The following is a 23,622-nucleotide window of genomic DNA, read 5'->3' as shown; positions in this document are numbered from 1 at the left end:
CCCTCCAGGCCACACGCATGGGCCATCGCCCAAAGCCCAGTTTTTAGGCAGGAATCACTGCAATTTCCAACTTGCCAAATTTAAAAATACCAACAATATCAACAACATCTCGTTAGAATAATTTATATTCAATTATCAAATGGCAGCCATGTTCAAGAATTTCAGCGTTTCTGTCCGACTTTTGGTGCTGGTGATCTGCTTCAGCCTGGTTTCTTTGGTGGTGGGCCTCATTGGCCTCAATGGCATGACCCAGGCCATCGCCAGTTTCAAGTTTGTCAACACCGACCATCTGGTGCATTTGCGTGACCTGAAGATCATTTCGGACCAATACACCCAAAACGTCATTGATACCACCATCAAGGTCCGTTCAAAACAGATGTCTTGGGCAGACGCGCAAACACGTTTGGCCAACGCACGCCAAACCGTGAAAGACAAATGGGCCGCTCACCCCACAGACGACTTTGTGGGTGAAGAAAAGAAGCTGGTCACCGCCATCGAAGCCGGGTTTGAAAAACTTGAGGTTCAACTCAACGCCCTGCAAAGCTTGCTGGAAAACAAAGACCGCGAAGAATTGGCCGAATTCTCAGAAAAACAGCTGTACCCAGCCATCGACGTGGTGATCGAACTGCTGTCTCAATTCATCGAGGCCCAATTGACCGAGGCCAACAATGAGTTCAATTCGGCCCAAGCCACTTACGAGTTCGACCGCAACCTGACCGTGGGCATCGTCGCGGCGGGCCTGGTAGGCGGCTTGCTGCTGGCCATGTCCATCATCCGATCCATCACCACCCCGCTGGCGCAAGTCCAAAAAGTGGTCGGTGACATTGAAAAGACCGGCAACTTCTCTTTGCGCATTGAAGTGGACCAGAAAGACGAAGTTGGTCAAACCGCCAAAGCCATCAACCGCATGATCGCGGCCCAGCAGTCAGCTGTCACCGAAGTGAACCAAGTCGTCAATGCCTTGGCAGCAGGCAACTTTGGCCCCCGGATTCAAGCCGACTTGAAGGGCGACTTGGCCGACATGAAAATTGCGGTGAACAACTCGGCCAACGCCATTCAGAGCACCACCCGCAGCTTGATCCAAGTGATGGCGGCCCTGGAAAACGGCCACTTCTCACAACGCGTACAAGCCGATGCCCAAGGCGAATACAAAGCCGCCATGACACAGGCCACCAACGCCATGCACACCCTCGAGAACATGCTGGGCGATGTGGCCAGCGTCCTCCAGCAAGTGGCGCAAGGCAACCTCAGGCAGCGCGTGCAAGCCCAGGGCAACGGTGAGTTGGCCTTGCTCAAAGAAAACATCAACCTGTCTTTGGAGTCTTTGTCGCTCGCCATGCGGGCCATCAACAACAACAGCCAGCAGGTGGCTGCCGCCGCCAACCAAACCAGTCAAGCCATCGGCCAGATCTCGGACGGTGCGCAAAACCAGACCCATGCCATCTCACAACTGGCGTCCGCGGTTCGTCAAACGACCGATGCCGTGAGCGACGTGTCGCGCAACACCACGGTCGCCAGCCAGAAGTCACAAGAATCCATGAGCATCATGCGCGACGGCATGAAACAAATGGAACAGATGGTCGAAGTGGTCAGCTCCATTGCATCCAACTCGGAAAAGATCAACAAGATCACCGAAGTGATCGAAAAAATCGCCAACAAAACCAACCTGCTGTCACTCAATGCGGCCATCGAGGCCGCCCGTGCGGGCGAACATGGCAAAGGCTTTTCTGTGGTCGCCGAAGAAGTGGGCAAACTGGCGGCCAACAGCGCCGAAAGCTCGCAAGAAATTGCCCGACTGGTGCAGCAAGCGGTCGCCGAAACCCAGCGTGCCGTTGAAACCGTTAAACACGTGAACAACGGCATGCACCAGATCGAACAAGGCTCGCGCGAAACCGACAACATGCTCCAACGCATTTCGTCAGCCCTGGAAGAGCAAAGCACGGCGGTGGAGCAAATCAACGCGAACATCTCCAGCCTGGACGCCATTGCGCGCAGCAACGCGGCTGCATCAGAAGAGATCACCGCCACCGTGATGGAGCTGTCCAAAATTGCAGACTCCACTCGCCACGAAGTCAGCAAATTCGAAATCTGAGCCGCCCAGGCTTGGGCCAAAAACGGTGGGCCAGGGCTGAATTCGGGTTGAAATCGGGTGTTACGGTGCCACGACTGCCTTAAACTTACGCCCCATGAACACCCCTGCCCGCCCCCGCCCCATCCGCGGCCAATACGAAGACTTCATGCGCCACGTCTACACGACGGGCGTGCAAAAAGGTGACCGCACCGGGACCGGCACGCGCAGCGTGTTTGGCCACCAGATGCGCTTTGACCTGAACGAAGGCTTTCCGCTCATCACCACCAAAAAAGTCTTTTTACGGGCCATCATTGTTGAATTGTTGTGGTTTTTGCGTGGCGACAGCAACGTGAAATGGCTGCAAGATCGCGGCTGCTCCATCTGGGACGAATGGGCGCGCGACGATGGCTCGCTCGGTCCGGTGTACGGGGTGCAATGGCGCAGCTGGCCCACACCAGGCGGCGGGCACATTGACCAGATTCAACAGGTCATGGACACGCTGAAAACCAACCCGGATTCACGCCGCATCATTGTCAGCGCCTGGAACGTGGCCGAGCTTGACCAAATGGCGCTGATGCCTTGCCATGCGTTCTTCCAGTTTTATGTCGCACCGCCGCAAAACCCCGGCGACAAGCCACGCCTGAGTTGCCAGTTGTACCAGCGCAGTGCCGACATCTTTTTGGGCGTGCCCTTCAACATTGCCAGCTACGCTCTGCTCACCCACATGGTGGCGCAGCAGTGCGACATGGATGTGGGCGACTTCATCTGGACCGGTGGTGACTGCCACATTTACAGCAACCACCACGAACAGGTGGAACTGCAACTGAGCCGCACACCCATGGCTTACCCCACCTTGAACATCAAACGCAAACCCGATTCAATTTTGGATTACGCGTTTGAAGACTTTGAGGTCGTGGGCTACGAAAGCCACCCCGCCATCAAAGCGCCGGTCGCCGTCTGAGCCCGCTGGTTTGAACCCTTTTTGGCCTGATCGCCTGCCCCTGATGAAACTGCATTTGATTTATGCCCGCGCCCGCAATGGCGTGATCGGCGTCAACAACCAACTGCCCTGGCACCTGCCCGAAGACCTGGCGCATTTCAAACGCACAACGCTGGGCCAGCCCGTGATCATGGGTCGCAAAACATGGGATTCGTTGCCCCCACGCTTTCGCCCCCTGCCCGGTCGCCTCAACATCGTTGTGACGCGCCAGCCAGACTGGCAGGCCGAAGGTGCGGTGCGGGCTGGCTCTGTGGAAGACGCCATGCGCCAATGCCCCGACGCCGCAGAGGCCTGGGTGATCGGCGGGGCCGAAATTTATGCCCAAGCAGCACCGTTGGCCGCGAGTGCCGTTGTCACGGAAATCGAGCAAGATTTTGAAGGCGATGCCTTCGCGCCTGAGTTGGGCGCTGGCTGGCAAGAAGTCGAGCGCACATCCCATGTGGCAGGCAATGGCCTGCCATTCAGCTTTGCAACCTACCAACACACTCTTTAAGGAAACACACATGTCCGGACACGGTTTTCACGTTCATGGCCCGCATGACCACGAGTTGGAACACGCTACTCAAGGCCATGGCGGCGCACACACCAACAGCATTGCCATGTTCACCGCCATCATCGCCACGGTGGGTGCTTTGTTTGGTTATATGGGCGGGGCCACACAGGCCAATGCCGGCTTGTACAAAAACAACGCGGCCATCAAAAAGACCGAAGCCTCCAACCAATGGAACTATTACCAAGCCAAAAGCAGCAAGCAAAACCTGAGTGAGCTGGCCATGGAGCTGACACCGCTCAAAAAAGACTTCTATCTGGACGAAGTCAAACGCTATAAGAGCGAAAAATCAGAGATCAAAGCCGCCGCTGAAAAACTAGAAGCCGAGTCCAAACACTGGGACGAACAGTCCGACGAGCAAATGCACCAGCACCACCGCTGGGCGCAAGCCACCACCGTGCTGCAAGTGGCCATTGCCATGGCGGCGATTGCCCTGCTGTCCAAAAAGAAATGGCTCGAATATGTGATGTACGCAGCAGGCGGCATCGGTTTGGTGGTGGGCGGCTTGGCTGCCTTCCACATTTGAGCGCAACCCCTTTTTAAGACCTCATGAAAATTGCCACCTGGAATGTGAACTCGTTGTCTGTGCGACTGCCGCAGGTGCTGGACTGGCTGGCTGCCAACCCCACCGATGTGCTGGCCCTGCAAGAACTAAAGCTCACTGACGACAAGTTTCCCGTGGCCGCTTTGGCCGAAGCAGGCTACCAAGCCCAATGGTTTGGCCAAAAAACCTACAACGGTGTGGCGCTGATTTCAAAAGCCGCTGGCACCGATGTGGTCAAAAACATCCCGGGCTTTGAAGACGACTTGTCACGCGTCATCGCCGCCACCTACCCCGATGGCGCAGGGGGTGAAGTGCGGGTGATCTGCGGCTATTTTCCGAACGGCCAAGCCCCCGACAGCGACAAATTTGTCTACAAGATGCGTTGGCTCGATGCACTGCGCGATTGGGTGGCCAGCCAGATGCAACAGCACCCGAACTTGGTGCTGCTGGGCGACTACAACATCACTTTTGACGAGCTCGACATGTGGGACCCGGTGGCGCTGGCAGGCACCATCCACTGCACCGACGCCGAGCGCGAAAAACTGCAAGCCTTGATCGACCTGGGCCTTTACGACAGCTTTCGCCTGTTTGAGCAGCCTGAAAAAAGCTTCAGCTGGTGGGACTACCGCGAGTTTGCCTTCCGCCGCAACCGGGGATTGCGCATCGACCACATTTTGATTTCAGAATCGCTCAAAGCCCGCGCCAACGCCTGCGTGATCGACCGCGCCCCGCGCAAGAACGAGCGGCCCAGCGACCACACGCCGGTGGTGCTGACGCTGGGCTGAATCAAGCCGCCTGAGGCATCAAAAATTCCCGGCTGATGCGCCCACCCAAGCCGTTCACGCGCTCCAAAAATTGCGTCAGATAAGCGTGCAATCCGGTGGCCAGGATTTCGTCGATGCGGCCAAAAGCCAGCTCAGAGCGCAAGCGGCCTGCATGGCGCAAGGTGTCGCTGTCGGGATCGTGCGAGACCAGCTTCAAATTGGACAGCACCTCGTTCAAACTGGCGTGCAATGAGCGGGGCATATCCGGACGCAAGATCAGCAATTCGGCCACGCGTTCGGGACGGATCACATCGCGGTAAACCTTGCGGTACACCTCAAAACCGCTGACGCTGCGCAAGATCGCACTCCAGTGGTAGAAATCGTATTCCTGCGTCACTTCGGCCTCGATGCCGCTGTAGTTGGGGGCTCCAAAAAAATCGTTGTTCATGGCGTGGAACTTCACATCCACCAGCCGCGCCGTGTTGTCGGCCCGCTCCAAAAACGTGCCCATGCGCATGAAGTACAGCGACTCGTCCATCAGCATGGTGCCCACCGTCACGCCGCGTGACAGGTGCGAGCGGAACTTGACCCACTCAAAAAACTGGCCCGGATCGCGCTCGAACTCACCGCTTTTGAGCATGCGGTTCACTTCAAGCCAGGTCTGGTTTTGCGTTTCCCACACCTCGGTGGTGAGCGTGCCGCGCACGGCGCGGGCGTTTTCGCGGGCTGCACGCAGGCAAGAGAGGATGGACGATGGGTTGTCTGCGTCTTTCACCATGAAGGCCATGACGTCGCGTGGCGTGATGGTTTTGTAGCGCGTCAGGTACGAGGGCAAGAGCTCACTGATGGACAAGATGCCTTCCCAACCGGCCTCCACCGCGGCGGCAGACTGGGGCAAGAGCGATGTCTCGTAGCTCACATTCAGCATGCGAGCCGTGTTTTCGGCCCGCTCCATGTAGCGAGACATCCAGAACAAGTGGTCGGCGGTTCTTGAAAGCATGTGTGTTCTCCCCTTTTCAGTCCTGCAAAATCCAGGTGTCTTTGGTGCCCCCGCCTTGTGACGAGTTGACCACCAAAGAGCCTTCTTTGAGCGCCACCCGCGTCAAGCCACCGGGCACCATCTGCACGGTGCGCCCACTCAGCACAAAGGGCCGCAGATCGATGTGGCGGGGTGCGATGCCGCTGTCCACATAGGTCGGGCAAGTGGACAAGCTCAAGGTCGGTTGGGCGATGTAGCCCTCAGGGTTGGCCAGCAGCGCGCCACGGAATCGCTCGATCTCGGCCTGACTGGCCGCAGGCCCCACCAGCATGCCGTAGCCGCCTGCGCCGTGGACTTCTTTGACCACCAAGTCTTTCAAATGGGCCAGCGTGTATTGCAAATCGTCGGGCTTGCGGCACATGAAAGTGGGCACGTTTTTGAGAATGGGTTCTTCACCCAAGTAGAACTTGATCATGTCCGGCACATAGGGGTAGATCGACTTGTCGTCGGCCACGCCCGTGCCCACCGCGTTGCAAATGGCCACATGACCGGCCTTGTAGGCGTCCATCAGGCCCGCGCAGCCCAAGGTCGAGCTGGGGCGAAACACATTCGGGTCCAAAAAGTCGTCGTCCACACGGCGGTAGATCACGTCCACCCTTTGCGGGCCGCGTGTGGTCCGCATGTAGACAAACTTGTCTTTGACAAACAGGTCTTGCCCTTCGACCAGTTCCACACCCATTTGTTGCGCCAAAAAAGCATGCTCAAAGTAAGCGCTGTTGTACATGCCGGGCGTGAGCACCACCACCGTGGGCTCGGCCGTGGTGGCGGGGCTGCTGGCGCGCAGGGTCTCGAGCAGCAAATCAGGGTAATGCGCGACAGGTGCCACGCGGTGTTGGCTGAACAACTCGGGGAACAGGCGCATCATCATCTTGCGGTCTTCGAGCATGTAGCTCACACCGCTGGGCACGCGCAGATTGTCTTCCAGCACGTAGTACTCGCCCTTGCCTGCGCTGTCGGGGGCACGCACGATGTCGATGCCGCTGATGTGCGAATAGATGTTGTTGGGCACATCCACCCCCACCATCTCGGGGCGAAACTGGGCGTTGTTTTCGATCTGCTCACGCGGGACTACACCGGCTTTGAGGATCTCCTGATCGTGGTACACATCGTGGATGAAGCGGTTGAGTGCGGTGACGCGTTGCACCAAACCGGCTTCCATGCCTTTCCACTCTTGGGCCGCAATCACACGGGGAATCAGGTCAAACGGGATCAGGCGCTCGGTGCCCCCTTCGTCCGTGTTCGCGTCTTCGTCCTTGTCACCGTAGACCGCAAAGGTGATGCCGACACGGCGGAAAATCATCTCGGCTTCTTCACGGCGCGAAGCCATGGTCTGGCTGTCTTGCGCTTGCAACCAGCGGGCATAGGCTCGGTAATGGTCTCTGACCTCCCCCAAATCGCCTGCGGCAGGCAAGCGGCTGTACATTTCATCGAATTGGCGCATGGCTCGTCACTCCTGATGACAGGATAGCAAGATGCATACCCGCTCCGCTTGAGCCGAATCAACTCCACCAAAGCGCATCACCCGCAACAAACACGGTCACACCCACCCAACGCTGTCACCCCTACCCAACGTTGTTACCTCTACCCAACGCTGTCACCCAACCCAACGCTGCCACCCCCACCCAACGCTGTCSCCCCACCCAACGCTGTCACCCCACCCAACGCTGTCACCCCACCCAACGCTGTCACCCCTACCCAACGCTGTCACCCCACCCAACGCTGTCACCCCACCCAACGCTGTCACCCCTACCCAACGCTGTCACCCCCGACTTGATCGGGGGTCCATGCCTTCGGCGGCCATGGATACCCGGTCAAGCCGGGTATGACAAATGTTCCGGGTATGACAAATGTGCTGGGTGGAACAGATGCGTCAAGGTGCGATGACGTGGTGCCAATAGCGCTTGGACAGCGCCCGTTCACATTGCACCTGCGTGGGCGCATCACTTTGCCAACGAGCGGCGCCACAGCGGACGGACTCCACCAGTGCAATGCCCTCGGCGTGGTAGCGATCGACTACCGGTTCTGCCGGGTGCCCATAGCGGTTGCGGTAACCCGCCTGCACCAGCGCCAGCCGGGGTTGCAGCGCTTGCATCAATGACAGGGTCGAGGACGTTTTGCTGCCATGATGCGGCACCAAAAGTACATCGACGGGTGCCAGGCCCGTGCGCACCAACAACAGCTCTTGGGCCGCCTCGATGTCGCCCGTCAACAAGGCCGAAGCCTGCCTGTTGCCGATGCGCAAGACACAACTGACTTCATTGGGTTTGGGCTTTTTAGCGGCTGCACGTGGGCCAAAGGCCCCCGAAGAGGCAGAAGAAGCAGAAGCAGAAGCAGTAGGCGCTGCGCCCGAAATCTGCGTACTGCCAGGCGGGTGGAGCACCTCAAAAAGCACGCCATCCCACACCCAGGACTGACCTCTTTGGCAACGCGTCCAGCCAGGCCGCAAGGCGTGCAAAGCGTGTTCATCTTCCAGCGAGGACCACAAAGCCGCCTGGGGCTGCATGGCCAGCACCGCCGCTGCGCCGCCGGTGTGGTCGCTGTCACGGTGGCTGAGCATCAGCACATCAAGGCGCTCGCCCATTTGTGCCAGCAGGGGCACCAGCACCCGATGCCCAGCGTCGCTTTCGGCCGAATAGCGCGGCCCCGCGTCGTACAGCAGGCTGTGCGTGGCGGTGCGCACCAGCACCGCATTGCCCTGCCCCACATCGGCCGCCAAGAGCTCGAAAGCGCCCTCTGGCGGGCGCGGGTGCGTCCAAAACAACACGGGCCACAAAAGCGGCAAGCACAACACTTTGAAGGACAACGGCAGCCTGAGCACCAAGCCCACTGCACCGACCAGCGCCAGCATGGCCAGGCCCCAAGGCGGCATGGCGGTGGACACGCTGGCCAATGGCCAGGTTGACAGCCAGCCCAGCCAGGCCGTCATGGGCTGCAGCGCCCAGAGCGCCAGGTCCCAGGACCCGGACCACGCCACGCCAAGCAAAGCCAGCGGAGTCACCACCAAAGTCACCCATGGAATCGCCAGCATATTGGCCAGCAGGCCCACCACAGACACTTGGCCAAAAAACAGCAAGGTCAGAGGCGCCAAGGCCAAGGTGATGACGGCTTGTTCACGCAGCAAACCCCACGCAGCGCGCAGTACTGACATTCCCCAAATGGGAACTTTTTTCGCACTTGATCGGTGCGAAAGCTCTTCGGGCACCAAATCGGTGCGCCGCAGGGAGGCCATCAACACCCCAACGGCCACAAAGCTCAACCAAAAGCCGGCTTGCAACAACGCCCAAGGGTCCAGCGCCAACACCACCGCACCGGCCAGCAGCCAGACCAAGGCCCCATGCCATTGACGGGCCGAGATTTTGAGCAACACCACCACCAACAGCATCCACAGCGTGCGCTGAGCTGGCACGCCCCAACCGCTGAACAAGGCATAAAACCACGCCAACACCAAGCCGGACACCGCCCCGACATGCACTGCAGGCCAGCGCAAAGCGCCCGCAAAGCCCCACAAAGCGGATTTGCGCCAGCACCACGCCACCCAGGTTGAAGCGAGCCAGGCAAACATGGTCACATGCAGGCCCGAAATGCTCATCAAGTGCGCCACGCCTGTGGCCCGAAACACGTCCCAGTCGCTGCGGTCAATCGCGGCTTGGTCGCCCGTGACCAAAGCCGCCAACACACCCGCCCCTTGATCCACTTGTTTAGCCGACACGGCATCTGCAGTGCTGCTCTGCGCCGACAAATGCGTCAGCAAACGGTCGCGCACCGACTGCCGCCAGCCCTCAATCGGGTGCGCCCAAGTGGCACCCAAGCGCACCGGAATGGGGTCTTTAGCCCCCGCGCGCACATAGCCCGTGGCGCGAATGCCCTGCTCCCAAAGCCACAACTCATAGTCAAAACCCCGTGGGTTCAGGTTGCCATGTGGGGCCTTCAGGCGCACCCGAAAGCGCCAGCGCTCACCCGCTTTCACGGGCTCAGGCAGGGGCGAGGTGTTCCAGCCACTGTCGTGTGTGCCGTCCTGCCCGTACCAACCCAGATAAACCTGCGAGGGCACAGATTGAGACAAATCCACAGCATGCCGTTCGCCCGCCTTGTCGATCCGCCAGATTTGTTCCAGTTCAAAGCGAAAGCGCCAGCCCAGGTCTTGGCGCTGCGGCATGGCCTGCACCACGCCCACCACATCCAGGTCTTGGCCCTCCAGCGCCGGGTCGATGGCCTGAGCCCGTGACCCAGCATGCAAACCGGTGGCAGCAAACGCCATCACAAGCCAAACACCGCACCAAACAGCGCCCCCAACCATGCACCTAACCCAGCGCCATCTAAGAACGCTCAACCCGACAGACCCAACCCCAAAGCGAAGCAAGAGACCACACGACCACGCGAATACCAGCGCCAACACCCACAAGCCCGCATAAGCCCCCAGCGGCCACAGCGCCTCTTGTTGCAATTGCAGCGCCACCCCCGCACACCAGGCCAACAGCCCCAAGCCCAGGCCACGGGCCCATGTCATGGACAACATGGGCGGCTCCGCATGGCACACGCTTGCGCCCGACCAATACCCTGCGTGCAGCATCGCTTCATGACAGCCTCCCTGATTTGGCCGATTTTCTGAACAGTCGCTTTGGCGCTCTTTTGATTCGGGCCCTGCAATCAACCACGCTGACTGGCTGGCTTGACTGGGTCCGCACCCTGGCGCGTGTCTTGCTAGTTGTAACCGCCCAAGCTGCATTTGTCATGCGTGCAGCCCCTGTTGCGCAGTTAGAAATATGTCGATACACGTTGCCCTGCACCACGTTACCCATTACGAATACGACCGCCCTGTGCAACTCGGCCCGCAAGTCATCCGCTTGCGTCCGGCCCCACACAGCCGCAGCCGCATCCTGTCGTACAGCCTCAAGGTCGAGCCCGCCGAACATTTCATCAACTGGCAGCAAGACGCCTTTGCCAATTACCAGGCGCGTTTGGTCTTCCCCAAAAAGACCACGGCTTTCAAAGTCACCGTGGACGTGGTCACCGAAATGGCAGTGTTCAACCCCTTTGACTTTTTTCTAGAGCCTTCGGCCGAAGAAGTGCCCTTCAAGTACTCGGACACGGTCAAAGAAGAGCTGCAGTCCTATCTGGACAAAGAGCACAAGACACCCCTGTTTAAGAAATACCTGGCCAGCATGGACCGCAAGCGCCAGCGCACCATTGATTTTTTGGTGCAAATCAACCAGCGCCTGCACCAAGACATCCGCTACACCATCCGCATGGAACCCGGCGTGCAAACCGCTGAAGAAACCCTGACCCTCCAAAGCGGCTCCTGCCGTGACACGGCTTGGCTGTTGGTGCAACTCTTTCGGCACATGAACATCGCGGCCCGCTTTGTCTCGGGCTACCTGATCCAGCTGGCCCCCGATGTGAAATCGCTCGATGGCCCCAGCGGTACCGAGGTGGATTTCACCGACCTGCACGCTTGGTGTGAGGTGTATTTGCCCGGCGCAGGCTGGGTCGGGCTCGACCCGACCTCGGGCCTCTTGGCCGGCGAAGGCCACATCCCGCTGGCCTGCACACCGCAACCCTCGGCCGCGGCCCCCATCGAAGGCGTGATGGACAAAGCCGAGGTCGAGTTTCACCACGTGATGAGCGTCACGCGCATCCACGAATCACCCCGCGTGACCAAGCCCTACAGCGAGGAACAATGGGCCGATGTACTGACCCTGGGCGACCAGGTGGACGCGCAGTTGGTAGCGCAAGACGTGCGCCTGACCATGGGCGGCGAGCCGACCTTTGTGTCCACCCATGACCGTGACGGTGCCGAGTGGAACACCGATGCTTTGGGGCCAAGCAAACGGGGCCTGGCCACCGAGTTGGTTCACAAACTGCGCCAACAATACGGCCAAGGCGGCTTCTTGCATTTTGGCCAAGGCAAGTGGTACCCGGGTGAACAACTGCCGCGCTGGGCGCTCAGCATTTACTGGCGTGCCGATGGCACGCCTTGCTGGCAAGACCCCGATGTGTTTGCCGACGAGCGCGAACCCAGCCACTACACCAGCGCCGATGCCCAACGCTTCATGCAAGGGCTGACAGCGCAGCTGGGCCTGCCCAGCGACACCGTGCTGCCCGGCTACGAGGACACTTGGTATTACCTGTGGCGCGAGCGCCGTTTGCCCGTGAACGTAGACCCGTTTGACGCGAAGCTGGACGACGAGATGGAGCGCATCCGTTTGCGCCGCATCTTCAGCCAAGGGCTGGACCAGCCTGTGGGTTATGTGTTACCCCTGCAACCCCTTGAAACGGTCACCCCCAAACTGACCGGGCCGCGCTGGCAAACCGGTCGCTGGTTCCTGCGCGACGAGCGCATGTACCTCATGCCCGGCGACTCCAGCATGGGCTGGCGATTGCCACTGGATTCTTTGCCGTGGGCCGCACCGACCGAGCGCTGGCAGATGATCGAGCAAGACCCGTTTTCGCCCCGCAGCGCCTTGCCAGCTGCCGCCCCGGTGACGATGCAGCCGCGCCACGCTCAAAAGCCTCCGGCAACGGCTCCAGCAGCGCCTGCCGCCAAGTTCGAGTCTGATGCCACCGTGGTGCGCACCGCCCTGTGCGTGGAAGTGCGTGACCCGCGCCGTGCCAATGGCCCCAAGGCCGAGGCCGAAGGGCAAACGCAAGGCAGCCCATCGGCCAAGCCATTGGGTGTGCTTTATGTCTTCATGCCGCCCCTGGCGCGCCTCGAAGACTACTTGGCCTTGGTCAGCGCGGTTGAAGCCACCGCCCAAACCCTGGGCATGAAGATCGTCATGGAAGGCTACCCGCCGCCCCGCGACCCGCGCCTCAAACTTTTGCAAGTCACCCCCGACCCGGGCGTGATCGAGGTCAACATCCACCCGGCCCACAACTGGGGCGAGCTGGTGGCGCACACCGAGTTTTTGTACCAAGCCGCATTTGAAACACGCCTGAGCGCCGAAAAGTTCATGACCGACGGCCGTCACACCGGCACCGGCGGTGGCAACCACATGGTGATGGGCGGGGCAACGCCAGCAGACAGTCCGTTTTTGCGCCGCCCTGAATTGTTGGCCAGCCTCATCCTTTATTGGCACAACCACCCCAGCCTGAGCTATTTGTTCAGCGGCATGTTCATCGGCCCCACCAGCCAGGCCCCGCGCGTGGACGAAGCACGCAACGACCAGGTCTACGAACTCGAAATCGCGCTGCGCGAAATCCTGAAAAACCGGCAGAAATACGGCACCGACATGCCCGCTTGGATCGTCGACCGCACCCTGCGCAACATCCTGGTGGACGTGACCGGCAACACCCACCGCAGTGAGTTTTGCATCGACAAGATGTACTCACCCGACAGCAGCACAGGCCGCTTGGGTCTGCTGGAGCTGCGGGCCTTTGAGATGCCGCCACACGCCCGCATGAGCATCGTGCAGCAGCTGCTGCTGCGTGCGCTGGTGGCCCGTTTCTGGAACGCGCCTTATGTTGCCCCCGTGACCCGTTGGGGCACCGAGCTGCACGACCGCTTCATGCTGCCGCACTGGATTCACAAAGACTTTGACGATGTGCTCACCGAGCTGGGCGATGCGGGTTTTCACTTTGATCCGAGCTGGTTTGCGCCGCATTTTGAGTTCCGCTTTCCGCTGGTGGGCCAGTTGCGTGTCGATGGCACGGTGCTCACCTTGCGCAATGCGCTGGAGCCCTGGCACGTCATGGGCGAAGAAAGCAGCGCAGGCGGCACGGCCCGTTATGTGGACTCATCGCTCGAACGCATCGAGGTGCATGTGACAGGCATGAACCCCAGCCGCCACACCGTGACCGTCAACGGCAAGCCCCTGCCCTTGCAGCCCACGGGCGTGGTGGGCGAATACGTGGCCAGCGTGCGCTACAAAGCCTGGAACCCGCCTTCGTCTCTGCACCCCAGCATCGGCATGCACGCCCCGCTGACTGTGGACTTGGTGGACACCTGGATGAAGCGCTCTTTGGGCGGTTGCCAATACCATGTGGTTCACCCCGGTGGCCGCAGCTACGAGGGCTTCCCGGTCAACGCCTACGAGGCCGAAAGCCGCCGCATGGCCCGCTTCTTCCGCATGGGGCACACGCCCGGCGCGATGAAACAACTGGCTGCACTCGGCCCCAACGCCACACTGCACGCCAGCCCCGAGTTCCCGTACACGCTGGATTTGAGGCGGGTGTGATCAGCGACAATTGACCGGATGAATGAGCCATCGTCCCAAGCTGACAGCCCAACGCAAGCGCACGCCATGAAATGGGCGGCTCTTCAGCAAGAGCGTGCGCCTGACGGGCATTGGGACGAACTGCGCGGGGCAGTTTCAGTTCAGGGCACGACGCCGGCAGCAAACGCCAGCGCGGGCACAGAAAAGCCCGCCACGCTCAGCGCCGCCTGGCTCACCTTCATTGAACAGCAAAACACGGCCGCCACACCGGGCACAGCCGAGCTGAACACCCGCATGGCCAACCTGCAACGACAGGTGCGCGACAACGGCATCACCTACAACGTGTATGCCGCCTCTGACCAACCGCAGCGGCCTTGGTCGCTCGACCTGTTTCCGCTCATGCTGGGACACGCCGACTGGCAACAAATCGAGGCGGGTGTGATGCAGCGCATGCAGCTGCTCGAACGCATCATGGCCGATGCCTACGGGCCTCAGCAATTGGTGCTCAATGGGCAATTGCCCGCTGCGCTGGTGCAAGGCCACCCCGCTTATTTGCCAGCCATGCACGGCGTGCCGCCCGTGGGTGGCCGCTATTTGTCTTTGGCGGCCTTCGATTTGGCGCGCGGCCCTGACGGCTGCTGGTGGTTGTTGTCGCAGCGCACGCAGGCGCCCTCGGGTCTAGGCTATTTGCTGGAAAACCGTCAAATTGTGTCGCGCCAGTTCCCGCAGGCCTTCGAGGCTTTTCCGGTCCAGCGTCTGGCCGAGACCTACCGCACCTTGATCGACGGCATCAAGGCCCGCAGCCCGGCAGGCGCTGGTGCCCACATCGCGCTGCTCACGCCGGGTCCTTATAACGAAACCTATTTTGAGCACGCCTATCTGGCCCGTTATTTGGGCCTGAGCTTGGTGCAAGGCAACGACCTGACCGTGCGTGACGAGAAGCTCTACCTCAAAACGCTGCAAGGCCTGCAGCCCGTGCACGGCTTGCTCAAACGCGTGGACGACGATTGGCTCGACCCGCTGGAAATGCGTGCCGACTCCACGCTGGGCGTGCCCGGCTTGTTGCAAGCGGTGCGCAGCGGCCATGTGCTGGTGGCCAACACACCGGGCTCGGGCTTTCTCGAATCGAACGCCTTGCTGGGCTTCATGCCGGCATTGGCGCGAGATCTGCTGGGGCAAGCGCTGCAGCTGCCCGCCATCCCCAGCTGGTGGTGTGGCGAAGCGGCTGCGCTGCAAGACGTGTTGCCACGCATTCAAAGCTGCGTGATCAAGCCAACCTACCCTTACAACACCGACCGCCAAAGCTTTGAGCCCGTGCTGGGCCATGCTTTGTCGCGGCAAGAACAGAACGAATGGGCGGGCCGCATCTTGCGCGACCCCGACGCCCACACGCTGCAATCCTGGTTGCCGCTGTCGCACCAGCCCACTTGGCAAGCTGGCCCCAACACCGCCAATAGCGCAAGCGGCGCTGAGGCTGCGGGCGCGATCCAGTCGCGTCCCGTGGTGCTGCGGGTGTTTGCTGTGGCCAACGCGCAAGGCGGCTGGCAAGTGTTGCCCGGCGGCTTGGCACGACTGGGCACCCGAGAAGGCATTGCCTCGATGCAGCGCGGGGGCAGCAGCGCCGATGTCTGGGTGCAATCGCCCGCGCAGTCACAGTCACAAAGTCAGTCTCAATCTCAGTCGACAAGCCCGCCCCCATCCCCCAGCCAAGGCCCTTTGACGGGCGACACATCGTCGCAGCGCCAACGGCTGGTGACCAGCCGCGCAGCAGAAAACCTGTTCTGGATGGGCCGCTACACCGAGCGCACCGAAAACACCATGCGCCTGGTGCGATTGAGCCTGGAAATTTTGGGCAGCGAAAACCAGAACCTGCCTTGCCTGCTGAACTTCATCACCCGCATGGCCACGCGCCATGGTCTGGTGCGGGCAGGCGTGCCTGCCGCATCACAAGCGCACCGGGTGTTTGAGCGCTCATTGATCGCGGGCTTGTGGGACAAAGAACTGGCCACCAGCGTCGGCTTCAATTTGCGTGCCGTGCGGCTGGCTGCCGCGTCGGTGCGCGAACGCCTGTCGCCTGAACACTGGCGCTTGCTCGAACAAGCCGAGTCGCGTTTCTTCAAGCCTGCCCAAGACCACACAGAGGCCACGTCGAGCGCCCCAAGCACGCCCGACACCGTGGCCGTGCAGCGCCTGCTGGCCGACACCAGCCAGATGCTGGCCGCCCTGACCGGAGCGCAAACCGACCGCATGAGCCGCGACGATGGCTGGCGTTTGCTCTCAATTGGCCGCCACATTGAACGGTTGGAATTTTTGTCCAGCGCCTTGAGCGAGGCTGTCCAACTGGGCCTGATCGGCGAGCAAGCCGGGTTTGATGCCGTGCTCGACCTGTTTGACAGCACCATCAGCTTCCATGCCCAGTACCAGCAAAGCCGCACGCCCCAAGCCTTGATGGATTTATTGGTCACCAACTCCGACAACCCCAGATCCCTCGGCTGGGTGGCGCACACCCTGCGCTCACGCTTGCGGCGCATGGGCCAGCTGGCCGACGGTGCCACTTTGCCCCTGGCTGAGCTGGTGCCGAACCTGATCGAGCTGACACCCGAGGCGTTGTGGCCGCTGACCAGCCTAGCAAGCCGTCAACCCACCCAAGCCGACAGCCCTTTGCCGCTGCACTCCGCACTGGCGCATTGCCAAACGGCAGCCCGCGATGTGTCAGACCAGCTGTGCGGCCTGTTTTTCACGCACAGCGGCGAAGCCCGCTACAGCGTTGGCGCTTGAACCGACTGACCCACCATGCGCCTGGCCATCACCCACGAAACCCGCTACCACTACAGCCCGCAGGTGCAAACCGCGCAGCATGTGGCCCACCTGCAACCGGCTGACACCCCTTGCCAAAAAGTCATCAGCCACTGGATGCAGGTCGAGCCCGCGGCCACGGTGCAACACAACATCGACGCTTTTTTGAACCACCGCTCGTATTGGGCGCTGACCCACCCGCACGATGGCCTAATGGTTCGGGCGCACAGCGAAATCATCACCTCGGCCATCGCCACGGGCACGGGCACCGCCAGCGCCAAGAACGCCCGCCAAAGCTGGGAATCGGTGCGTGAGCATTTCCGATACCGGGGCGGGCAGCCGGGCGATGTGCACAGCGGTTTTGTCTTTGGCTCGCACCATGCACCGGTGCACGAAGCATTTTTGGCCTACGCGCAAAGCAGCTTCACGCCCGGCCGCTCCTTGGTGCAAGCCGCCCAAGAACTCACGGCACGCATGCACCGCGACTTCCGCTACGAATCGCAAAGCACCGACATCAACACCCCCGCGCTCGAAGCGCTGGCCGAAAAGCGCGGCGTGTGCCAGGACTTTGCCCACATCATGTTGGCTTGCCTGCGCTCGCTGGGCTTGCCCGCCCGCTACGTGAGCGGCTACCTGCTGACCCAGCCTCCACCAGGCCAGCCTCGCTTGGTGGGCAGCGACGCATCGCACGCCTGGGCTTCGGTCTATTTGCCCGAATTGGCCAGCCACGCCTGCCAGGGCTGGCTGGACCTGGACCCGACCAATGACCGCACCGGCTTGGCCAGTCCCGGCGAAGACTATGTGCGCTTGGCGGTGGGCCGCGACTTTGCCGATGTGTCACCTCTGCGCGGCGTGCTCCAAGGCGGCGGGGCGCACACACTCGAAGTGGCCGTGACGGTGGCACCAGTGGACGAATGAGCACCAACTCACTGATTCGGACTGACTGATGCGGGCTCACGTCAGCGATTGAATTCAGCGACAATTCCTGCTGATTTGTCATTCCTGCGAACGCAGGAACCCATCCCCACAACACAAAGCACGACCATGAGCGTTTACGACACCCTGAAATCCCTCAACATCGAATTGCCCCCCGTAGCTGTCCCCGCAGCGGCGTATGTGCCCTTTGTGCAAACGGGCAATCTGGTCTTTTTGTCGGGCCACATCGCCAAAAAAGACGGCAAAGTCTGGGCCGGTCAACTGGGCAAAAACATCAGCACAGCCGAAGGCCAACAAGCCGCCCGCGCCGTGGCGATTGACCTGATGGGCACGCTGCACGCCGCCGTCGGCGACCTGAACAAAGTCAAACGCATCGTCAAAGTGATGAGCCTGGTCAACTCGACTGGCGACTTCACCGAGCAGCACTTGGTTACCAACGGCTGCAGCGAGCTGCTGGGCCAGGTGTTTGGCCCGCAAGCGGGTGCCCATGCCCGCAGCGCTTTTGGCGTCGCACAAATCCCGATGGGTGCCTGTGTCGAGATCGAACTGATCGCCGAAATCGGCTGACAGCGAGCTGCCCCTTTCGAGCCATACCAAAAAGAGCGCTTGAGCCTTTCGCCCGAACCTCGTTGATTCCAATCCGGAGACACCTCATGACCCTTTCCATGTCCAGCGCCAGCTTGCCTGTGTGCACCCGCATGCTCACCAACCTGAGCCACATCTTGGCCAAAGCCGAGCAGTTCGTCGAAACCAAAAAGATCGACCCCACGGCGCTGACGACTTACCGTTTGGCCCCGGACATGTTTCCATTCACGCGCCAAGTGCTGATCGCTTGCGATGCAGTCAAAAACGGTGTGGCCCGTTTGAGTGGCATCGAAGCGCCCAAGTTTGATGACACCGAAACCACCTTGGCACAACTGCAAGAGCGCATCCAAAAAACCCTGGCTTTTATGGCCACCGTGCCCGCCGCCGCGCTGGACGGCAGCGAAGACAAAGAGATCACCTTCCCCGCAGGTCCGGGCAAAACCCGCACCCTGAAAGGTCAGGACTACCTGACCGGCTGGATGCTGCCCAACATGTACTTCCACATCACCACGGCCTACACCATCCTCCGCCACAACGGCGTAGACGTGGGCAAGGTGGACTATTTGATGGGTGCGCAGGGCTAACGCGCCTTTAAATCAGCAACACCCATCGGCGACAATCGGCGCTCTGTCGGTATAAACCCCATGCAAATCAAAATCTCCTACTTCCTTCCTGTCTTCTTCGCCATCACTGCAGGCGCTCTGGCGCCCAGTGCCTCGTCCTTGGCGGCTGGCCCCAAAGCCACCAAGCCCGCGACTCACAAAAAGGCTGTTCCCGCTAAAAAAGCCACGCCTCCTAAAAAGGCTGCGGCTGCTGTGAACGCACTGCCGCCACTGGCCGCAGACACCGCACTGGCCGACAACGCCCCCGCGCTGCCCGCCAAAGCCTGGCTGCTGATGGACTACGACTCCGGCCAAGTGCTCGCCTCGGCCAACGCCAACGAAGCACTGCCCCCCGCATCGCTCACCAAGATGATGACCAGCTACATCGTCGAGCAAGCGCTGCGCTCGGGCAAACTCAAGCCTACCGACCTGGTCACCGTCAGCGAAAACGCCTGGTGCCGAGGCACCAGCGCCGAGTCGTGCATGTACCTGCCCCTGAACAGCCAGGCCACGGTCATCGACCTCTTGCGCGGCATCATCATCCAGTCGGGCAACGATGCCTCTAAGGCCATTGCCGAACACATGGCGGGCTCCGAGGCGGGCTTTGCCAAGCTCATGAACGCCGAAGCCCAGCGCTTGGGCATGACGCACACCACCTTCGTCAACCCCACCGGCCTGCCCGACCCGGCACACAAATCGTCTGCGCGAGACCTGGCCATCTTGGCCCGCGCCATCATCGCGGGCGGCGCTGACTACTACCCGCTCTACGCCGAACGCGAATTCAAACACAACGGCATCAAACAAGGCAACCGCAACGCCTTGCTCTACACCGACCCCAGCGTGGACGGCCTGAAAACCGGCCACACCGCAGAAGCAGGCTACTGCCTGGTCACCTCGTCCAAGCGCAACGACATGCGCTTGATCACCGTCATCCTCAACACGTACAGCCCCCAAGCACGCGCAGACCAATCGCGCACCTTGCTGGGCTGGGGCTTTGGCAGCTTTGAAAAGACCACCCCTATCCAGCTTGGTGCAGTCGTGGGCACGGCCAAAGTCAGCTTTGGCAAAGCCGACACCACGCCAGCCGTGCTGGGCGCACCGTGGATGCTGACTGTGCCGCGTGGCCAGTCAGTGCAAACCAAGGTGGAACTGCTTGCCGATCTGCAAGCGCCTGTGGCCAAAGGCGCTGTGATCGGCAAAGTGATCGCCACGGCCAACGGCAAACCCGTGAGCGAAGCCCCACTGGTGGCTCAAACCGAAGTGGAACGCTCGGGCCTGCTGCTGCGCGGGTGGCAGCACTTGATGAAGTTGTTTGGCCAGTGAGCAGGCTTGCGCCGCGACCTTGGCCAAGGCCAACACCCTAAAAAAGGCACCCTCGGGTGCCTTTTTCATGGGCGGCCACTTCGGCCAAGTATGGCTGGCCGCTGCCTGCTGGCCGGGGCCCCTGCGCTCGTTTAAGCCATGGCCCGCTTTGCTGCCGCATGCGCACGCGCCGCGTGCAGTTTTTTGTAGCTGTCCAGCAAGCGCTGGTGCCGGTCCAGCGTTTCCAACTGGAGGCTGGTGGGCGTGAGGCCATGAAAGCGCACGCTGCCGTCCACCGAACCGATGGCCGCATCCATGCGCTCGTCGCCAAACATGCGCCGAAAGTTGACGGCGTAATCCGCCAAAGCCAAGTCCTCGCCCAGCGTCACCTCCAGCACCACGTTCAAGGCTTGGTAAAACAAGCGGCGCTCTACCGTGTTGTCGTTGTATTGCAAGAACGCACCCACCAATTCATGGGCCTCTTCGAGCTGTTGCAAAGCCAGGTGAATCAAAAGCTTGAGCTCCATCACCGTCAGTTGGCCCCATACCGTGTTGTCGTCAAACTCGATGCCAATCAGGGTGGCCACGTCGAGGTAGTCATCCAACTCGTTGTTCTCCAAGCGGTCCAACAAGGCCTCTAGGGCCTCGTCGTTCAAGCGGTGCAGGTTCAGCACATCGGCGCGGAACAAGAGCGCTTTGTTGGTGTTGTCCCAAATCAGGTCATCGACCGGATAGACCTCAGAATAGCCCGGCACCAAGATGCGGCAGGCGGTGGCACCGAGTTGGTCGTGCACCGCCACATAGGCTTCTTTGCCCATGGCCTGCAAGATGCCAAACAGCGTGGCGGCCTCTTGGGCGGTGCCGGTGGCGTCGTCATGGCCCTGCGCAGAAAAGTCCCACGCCACAAAATCGTGGTCGGCTTGGGCGCTGAAAAAACGCCACGACACGATGCCGCTGGAGTCGATGAAGTGCTCGACAAAGTTGTTGGGCTCGGTCACGGCGTTGCTGATGAAGGTGGGGGCAGGCAGGTCGTTGAGGCCCTCAAAACTGCGGCCTTGCAGCAGCTCGGTCAGGCTGCGCTCCAGCGCCACCTCCATACGGGGGTGTGCGCCAAATGACGCGAACACACCGCCCGTGCGCGGGTTCATCAAGGTCACGCACATCACCGGATACACACCGCCCAGCGAAGCGTCTTTGACCAAGACCGGAAAGCCCTGCGCCTCCAAAGCCTCGATGCCCGCCACGATGCCGGGGTATTGGGCCAACACGGCAGGTGGCACATCGGGCAAGGCCATTTCGCCTTCCAAGATCTCGCGCTTGACGGCTCGCTCAAAAATTTCCGACAGGCACTGCACCTGCGCCTCCACCAGCGTGTTGCCCGCGCTCATGCCGTTGCTGACAAACAGGTTTTCCACCAAGTTCGACGGGAAATACACCACCTCACCGTCGGACTGGCGCACATAGGGCAGCGCACAAATGCCGCGCTCGGTGTTGCCCGAGTTGGTGTCGAACAGGTGCGAGGCCTTGAGCTCGCCGTCAGGGTTGTAAATGCGCAAGCAATGCGCGTCCAACAAGCCCTTGGGCAGCGCATCGCGCTTGCCGGGCTGGAACCACCGCTCTTGCGGGTCGTGCACAAAGTCGGCCTGCGCGAGGTCTTCGCCAAAAAACACGCCGGCGTAAAAGTGGTTGTTGTTCAGCCGCTCAATGTATTCGCCCAGCGCTGAGGCCAAGGCGCTTTCTTTGGTTGAGCCCTTGCCGTTGGTGAAGCACATCGGTGAATGCGCGTCGCGGATGTGCAGCGACCAGACGTTGGGCACCAGGTTGCGCCAAGACGCGATCTCGATCTTGATGCCCAGGTTGGCCAACACCGCCGTCATGTTGGCGATGGTCTGCTCCAGCGGCAAGTCTTTGCCCGCGATGCGGGTCTGGGTGAGCGCATCGGGCTTGAGCGTGAGCAAGGCCTGCGCGTCGGCGTCCAGGTTGTCCACCGCCTCCACCAGAAAGATCGGCCCGGTTTGCACCGCTTTTTTCACCGTGCAACGGTCGATGGACCGCAAGATGCCTTGGCGGTCTTTCTCGGACATGTCCGCTGGCAACTCCACCTGAATCTTGATGGTCTGAAGATAGCGGTTGTCAGGGTCAACGATGTTGTTTTGCGACAGGCGGATGTGCTCGGTGGAGATGCCGCGCGTCTCGCAATACAGCTTCACAAAATACGCCGCACACAAAGCCGACGACGCCAAAAAATAATCAAACGGCCCCGGCGCAGAGCCATCGCCCTTATAACGAATGGGCTGATCGGCCAGCAAGGTGAAGTCGTCAAACTTGGCCTCTAGGCGCAGTTTGTCGAGAAAATTGACTTTGATTTCCATGCGGTGGTTCCGGGGAATAGATGCGCCCCAGCAGCCAACAATCTGTCATTCAGCGGCTGGGAAGGTGAACAAAGGTGGGTAGTTTGCCTGAACTGGGCACCCCAGCGAACTGGGTGTATTGGCTCGCTCTGCTGCACGCACAACTTAATCTGACTAATTTGCATTTCGCGCAGACTTTAAAAAGTTGCTGAATGTGGGCCATTGGCCTACACTCAAGCATGAATTTCGAATGGGACGAAGCCAAAAGTGAGACCTGTTTCAAGGAACGGGGTTTTGACTTTGCCTATGCAGCTCAAGCCTTTTTTGATCCAGATCGACATGTACGGGCAGACCAACGACACAGCTACGGCGAAGATCGATTCCAGTTACTGGGCCGCATCGACTCACGCATCTTTATCGTGGTCTACACCCCACGCCCACAAGCCACACGCATCATTTCTGCCAGAAAAGCCAACACCCGAGAGGTCAAGGAATATGACAACGACACGACTGAAAATTGAACCAGGGAAAATAGCCAACAAACACACCGGGCGGATCAACGTAGCCCAAGTGGATGCCACGGCCGACACGCAAATTGCCATTCAAATCGCACACGACGAAGACCTGTCCAAGCAAGACGCTGCAAAATTTGCGCGTCGTGTGCGCCGACGCTTGGGCTTCAGCCAAGCCGAATTTGCCACCCGGATTGACGTGTCACTGGAAACCATCCGCAACTGGGAGCAAGGCAAACGCAGCCCCACAGGCGCGGCCAAGGCCTTACTCAAAGTCTTGGACAAAGCGCCCGAAGCAGCGCTGGCGGCATTGCACTGAGCAAAGCATTAAAAGTACATCGACCATGTCCCGGAAAATCAAAGCTGCCGAGCTGACTCACGCGCTGGGCACCATTGCCCGCGTCTGCACGGCGCTGG

17 protein-coding genes are annotated in these 23,622 nt (G+C 60.5%); 13 read left to right on the top strand and 4 right to left on the bottom strand.

All coding sequences use genetic code 11. From position 1 onward, the window contains the following. Positions 1 to 148: 148 nt before the first annotated feature. The 5 genes from BN3544_RS11185 to xth all read left to right on the top strand — a co-directional run bounded on the left by BN3544_RS11185 (position 149) and on the right by xth (position 4,950). Positions 149 to 2,092 (top strand): HAMP domain-containing methyl-accepting chemotaxis protein, encoded by a 1,944-nt coding sequence (locus tag BN3544_RS11185; RefSeq protein WP_155820585.1) that lies wholly within the window; start codon positions 149 to 151, stop codon positions 2,090 to 2,092. A gap of 94 nt (positions 2,093 to 2,186) precedes the next feature. Then, on the top strand, positions 2,187 to 3,032 hold the full coding sequence (locus BN3544_RS11180; RefSeq protein ID WP_019431217.1) for a thymidylate synthase: 846 nt from the start codon (positions 2,187 to 2,189) through the stop codon (positions 3,030 to 3,032). Positions 3,033 to 3,075: 43 nt separating this feature from the next. After that, complete coding sequence (locus BN3544_RS11175; protein WP_019431218.1) at positions 3,076 to 3,564, top strand: dihydrofolate reductase; 489 nt, start codon at positions 3,076 to 3,078, stop codon at positions 3,562 to 3,564. A gap of 10 nt (positions 3,565 to 3,574) precedes the next feature. Beyond that, entirely contained in the window at positions 3,575 to 4,147 is a 573-nt protein-coding gene (locus BN3544_RS11170; RefSeq protein ID WP_019431219.1) for a DUF4337 domain-containing protein, read from the top strand. A gap of 23 nt (positions 4,148 to 4,170) precedes the next feature. Further along, complete coding sequence (gene xth / locus BN3544_RS11165) at positions 4,171 to 4,950, top strand: exodeoxyribonuclease III (protein ID WP_019431220.1); 780 nt, start codon at positions 4,171 to 4,173, stop codon at positions 4,948 to 4,950. Position 4,951: 1 nt separating this feature from the next. Here the strand turns inward: xth and BN3544_RS11160 are convergent, their stop codons facing one another. The 3 genes from BN3544_RS11160 to BN3544_RS11150 all read right to left on the bottom strand — a co-directional run bounded on the left by BN3544_RS11160 (position 4,952) and on the right by BN3544_RS11150 (position 10,484). Then, on the bottom strand, positions 4,952 to 5,929 hold the full coding sequence (locus BN3544_RS11160) for an alpha-E domain-containing protein (protein ID WP_026036866.1): 978 nt from the start codon (positions 5,927 to 5,929) through the stop codon (positions 4,952 to 4,954). Between the two features lie 16 nt (positions 5,930 to 5,945). Continuing rightward, entirely contained in the window at positions 5,946 to 7,409 is a 1,464-nt protein-coding gene (locus tag BN3544_RS11155; RefSeq protein ID WP_019431222.1) for a circularly permuted type 2 ATP-grasp protein, read from the bottom strand. 429 nt (positions 7,410 to 7,838) lie between these two features. Next, positions 7,839 to 10,484 (bottom strand): DNA internalization-related competence protein ComEC/Rec2, encoded by a 2,646-nt coding sequence (locus tag BN3544_RS11150; protein ID WP_026036556.1) that lies wholly within the window; start codon positions 10,482 to 10,484, stop codon positions 7,839 to 7,841. A gap of 247 nt (positions 10,485 to 10,731) precedes the next feature. Between BN3544_RS11150 and BN3544_RS11145 the strand changes: the two genes are divergently transcribed. The 6 genes from BN3544_RS11145 (at position 10,732) to BN3544_RS11120 (ending at position 20,363) form a co-directional block, all read left to right on the top strand. Then, positions 10,732 to 14,142: a transglutaminase family protein gene (locus tag BN3544_RS11145; protein ID WP_019429472.1), complete on the top strand. Its 3,411-nt coding sequence runs from the start codon at positions 10,732 to 10,734 to the stop codon at positions 14,140 to 14,142. Between the two features lie 18 nt (positions 14,143 to 14,160). Continuing rightward, complete coding sequence (locus tag BN3544_RS11140) at positions 14,161 to 16,899, top strand: circularly permuted type 2 ATP-grasp protein (protein WP_019429471.1); 2,739 nt, start codon at positions 14,161 to 14,163, stop codon at positions 16,897 to 16,899. Between the two features lie 15 nt (positions 16,900 to 16,914). Next, complete coding sequence (locus BN3544_RS11135) at positions 16,915 to 17,835, top strand: transglutaminase family protein (RefSeq protein ID WP_019429470.1); 921 nt, start codon at positions 16,915 to 16,917, stop codon at positions 17,833 to 17,835. Positions 17,836 to 17,961: 126 nt separating this feature from the next. Beyond that, entirely contained in the window at positions 17,962 to 18,420 is a 459-nt protein-coding gene (locus BN3544_RS11130; protein WP_026036555.1) for a RidA family protein, read from the top strand. Positions 18,421 to 18,506: 86 nt separating this feature from the next. Then, the gene (locus tag BN3544_RS11125) at positions 18,507 to 19,022 is read left to right on the top strand and encodes a DUF1993 domain-containing protein (RefSeq protein WP_026036554.1); all 516 of its coding nucleotides are present in this window, start codon (positions 18,507 to 18,509) and stop codon (positions 19,020 to 19,022) included. A 60-nt stretch (positions 19,023 to 19,082) separates the two neighbouring features. After that, positions 19,083 to 20,363, top strand: coding sequence for a D-alanyl-D-alanine carboxypeptidase family protein (locus BN3544_RS11120; protein WP_019429467.1), 1,281 nt, complete (start codon positions 19,083 to 19,085; stop codon positions 20,361 to 20,363). A 131-nt stretch (positions 20,364 to 20,494) separates the two neighbouring features. On the opposite strand, the gene BN3544_RS11115 is transcribed toward BN3544_RS11120, so the two are convergent. Beyond that, a complete protein-coding gene (locus BN3544_RS11115) occupies positions 20,495 to 22,714 on the bottom strand; it encodes an OsmC domain/YcaO domain-containing protein (protein ID WP_019429466.1) in 2,220 nt (739 codons plus the stop codon). Positions 22,715 to 22,932: 218 nt separating this feature from the next. Here BN3544_RS11115 and BN3544_RS11110 point away from each other — a divergent pair, with 218 nt between their 5' ends. Beyond that, positions 22,933 to 23,214 (top strand): BrnT family toxin, encoded by a 282-nt coding sequence (locus BN3544_RS11110; RefSeq protein ID WP_019429465.1) that lies wholly within the window; start codon positions 22,933 to 22,935, stop codon positions 23,212 to 23,214. Further along, positions 23,189 to 23,524, top strand: a complete 336-nt coding sequence (locus BN3544_RS11105; protein ID WP_026036553.1) for a helix-turn-helix domain-containing protein — start codon at positions 23,189 to 23,191, stop codon at positions 23,522 to 23,524. The genes BN3544_RS11110 and BN3544_RS11105 overlap by 26 nt, the downstream gene beginning before the upstream one ends. Positions 23,525 to 23,622 lie beyond the last annotated feature (98 nt).

Origin of the sequence: Limnohabitans sp. Rim47 (genome assembly GCF_001517545.1) — a bacterium.
Classification (GTDB): domain Bacteria; phylum Pseudomonadota; class Gammaproteobacteria; order Burkholderiales; family Burkholderiaceae_C; genus Limnohabitans_A.
This window is presented reverse-complemented; position numbering and strand designations above follow the sequence as displayed.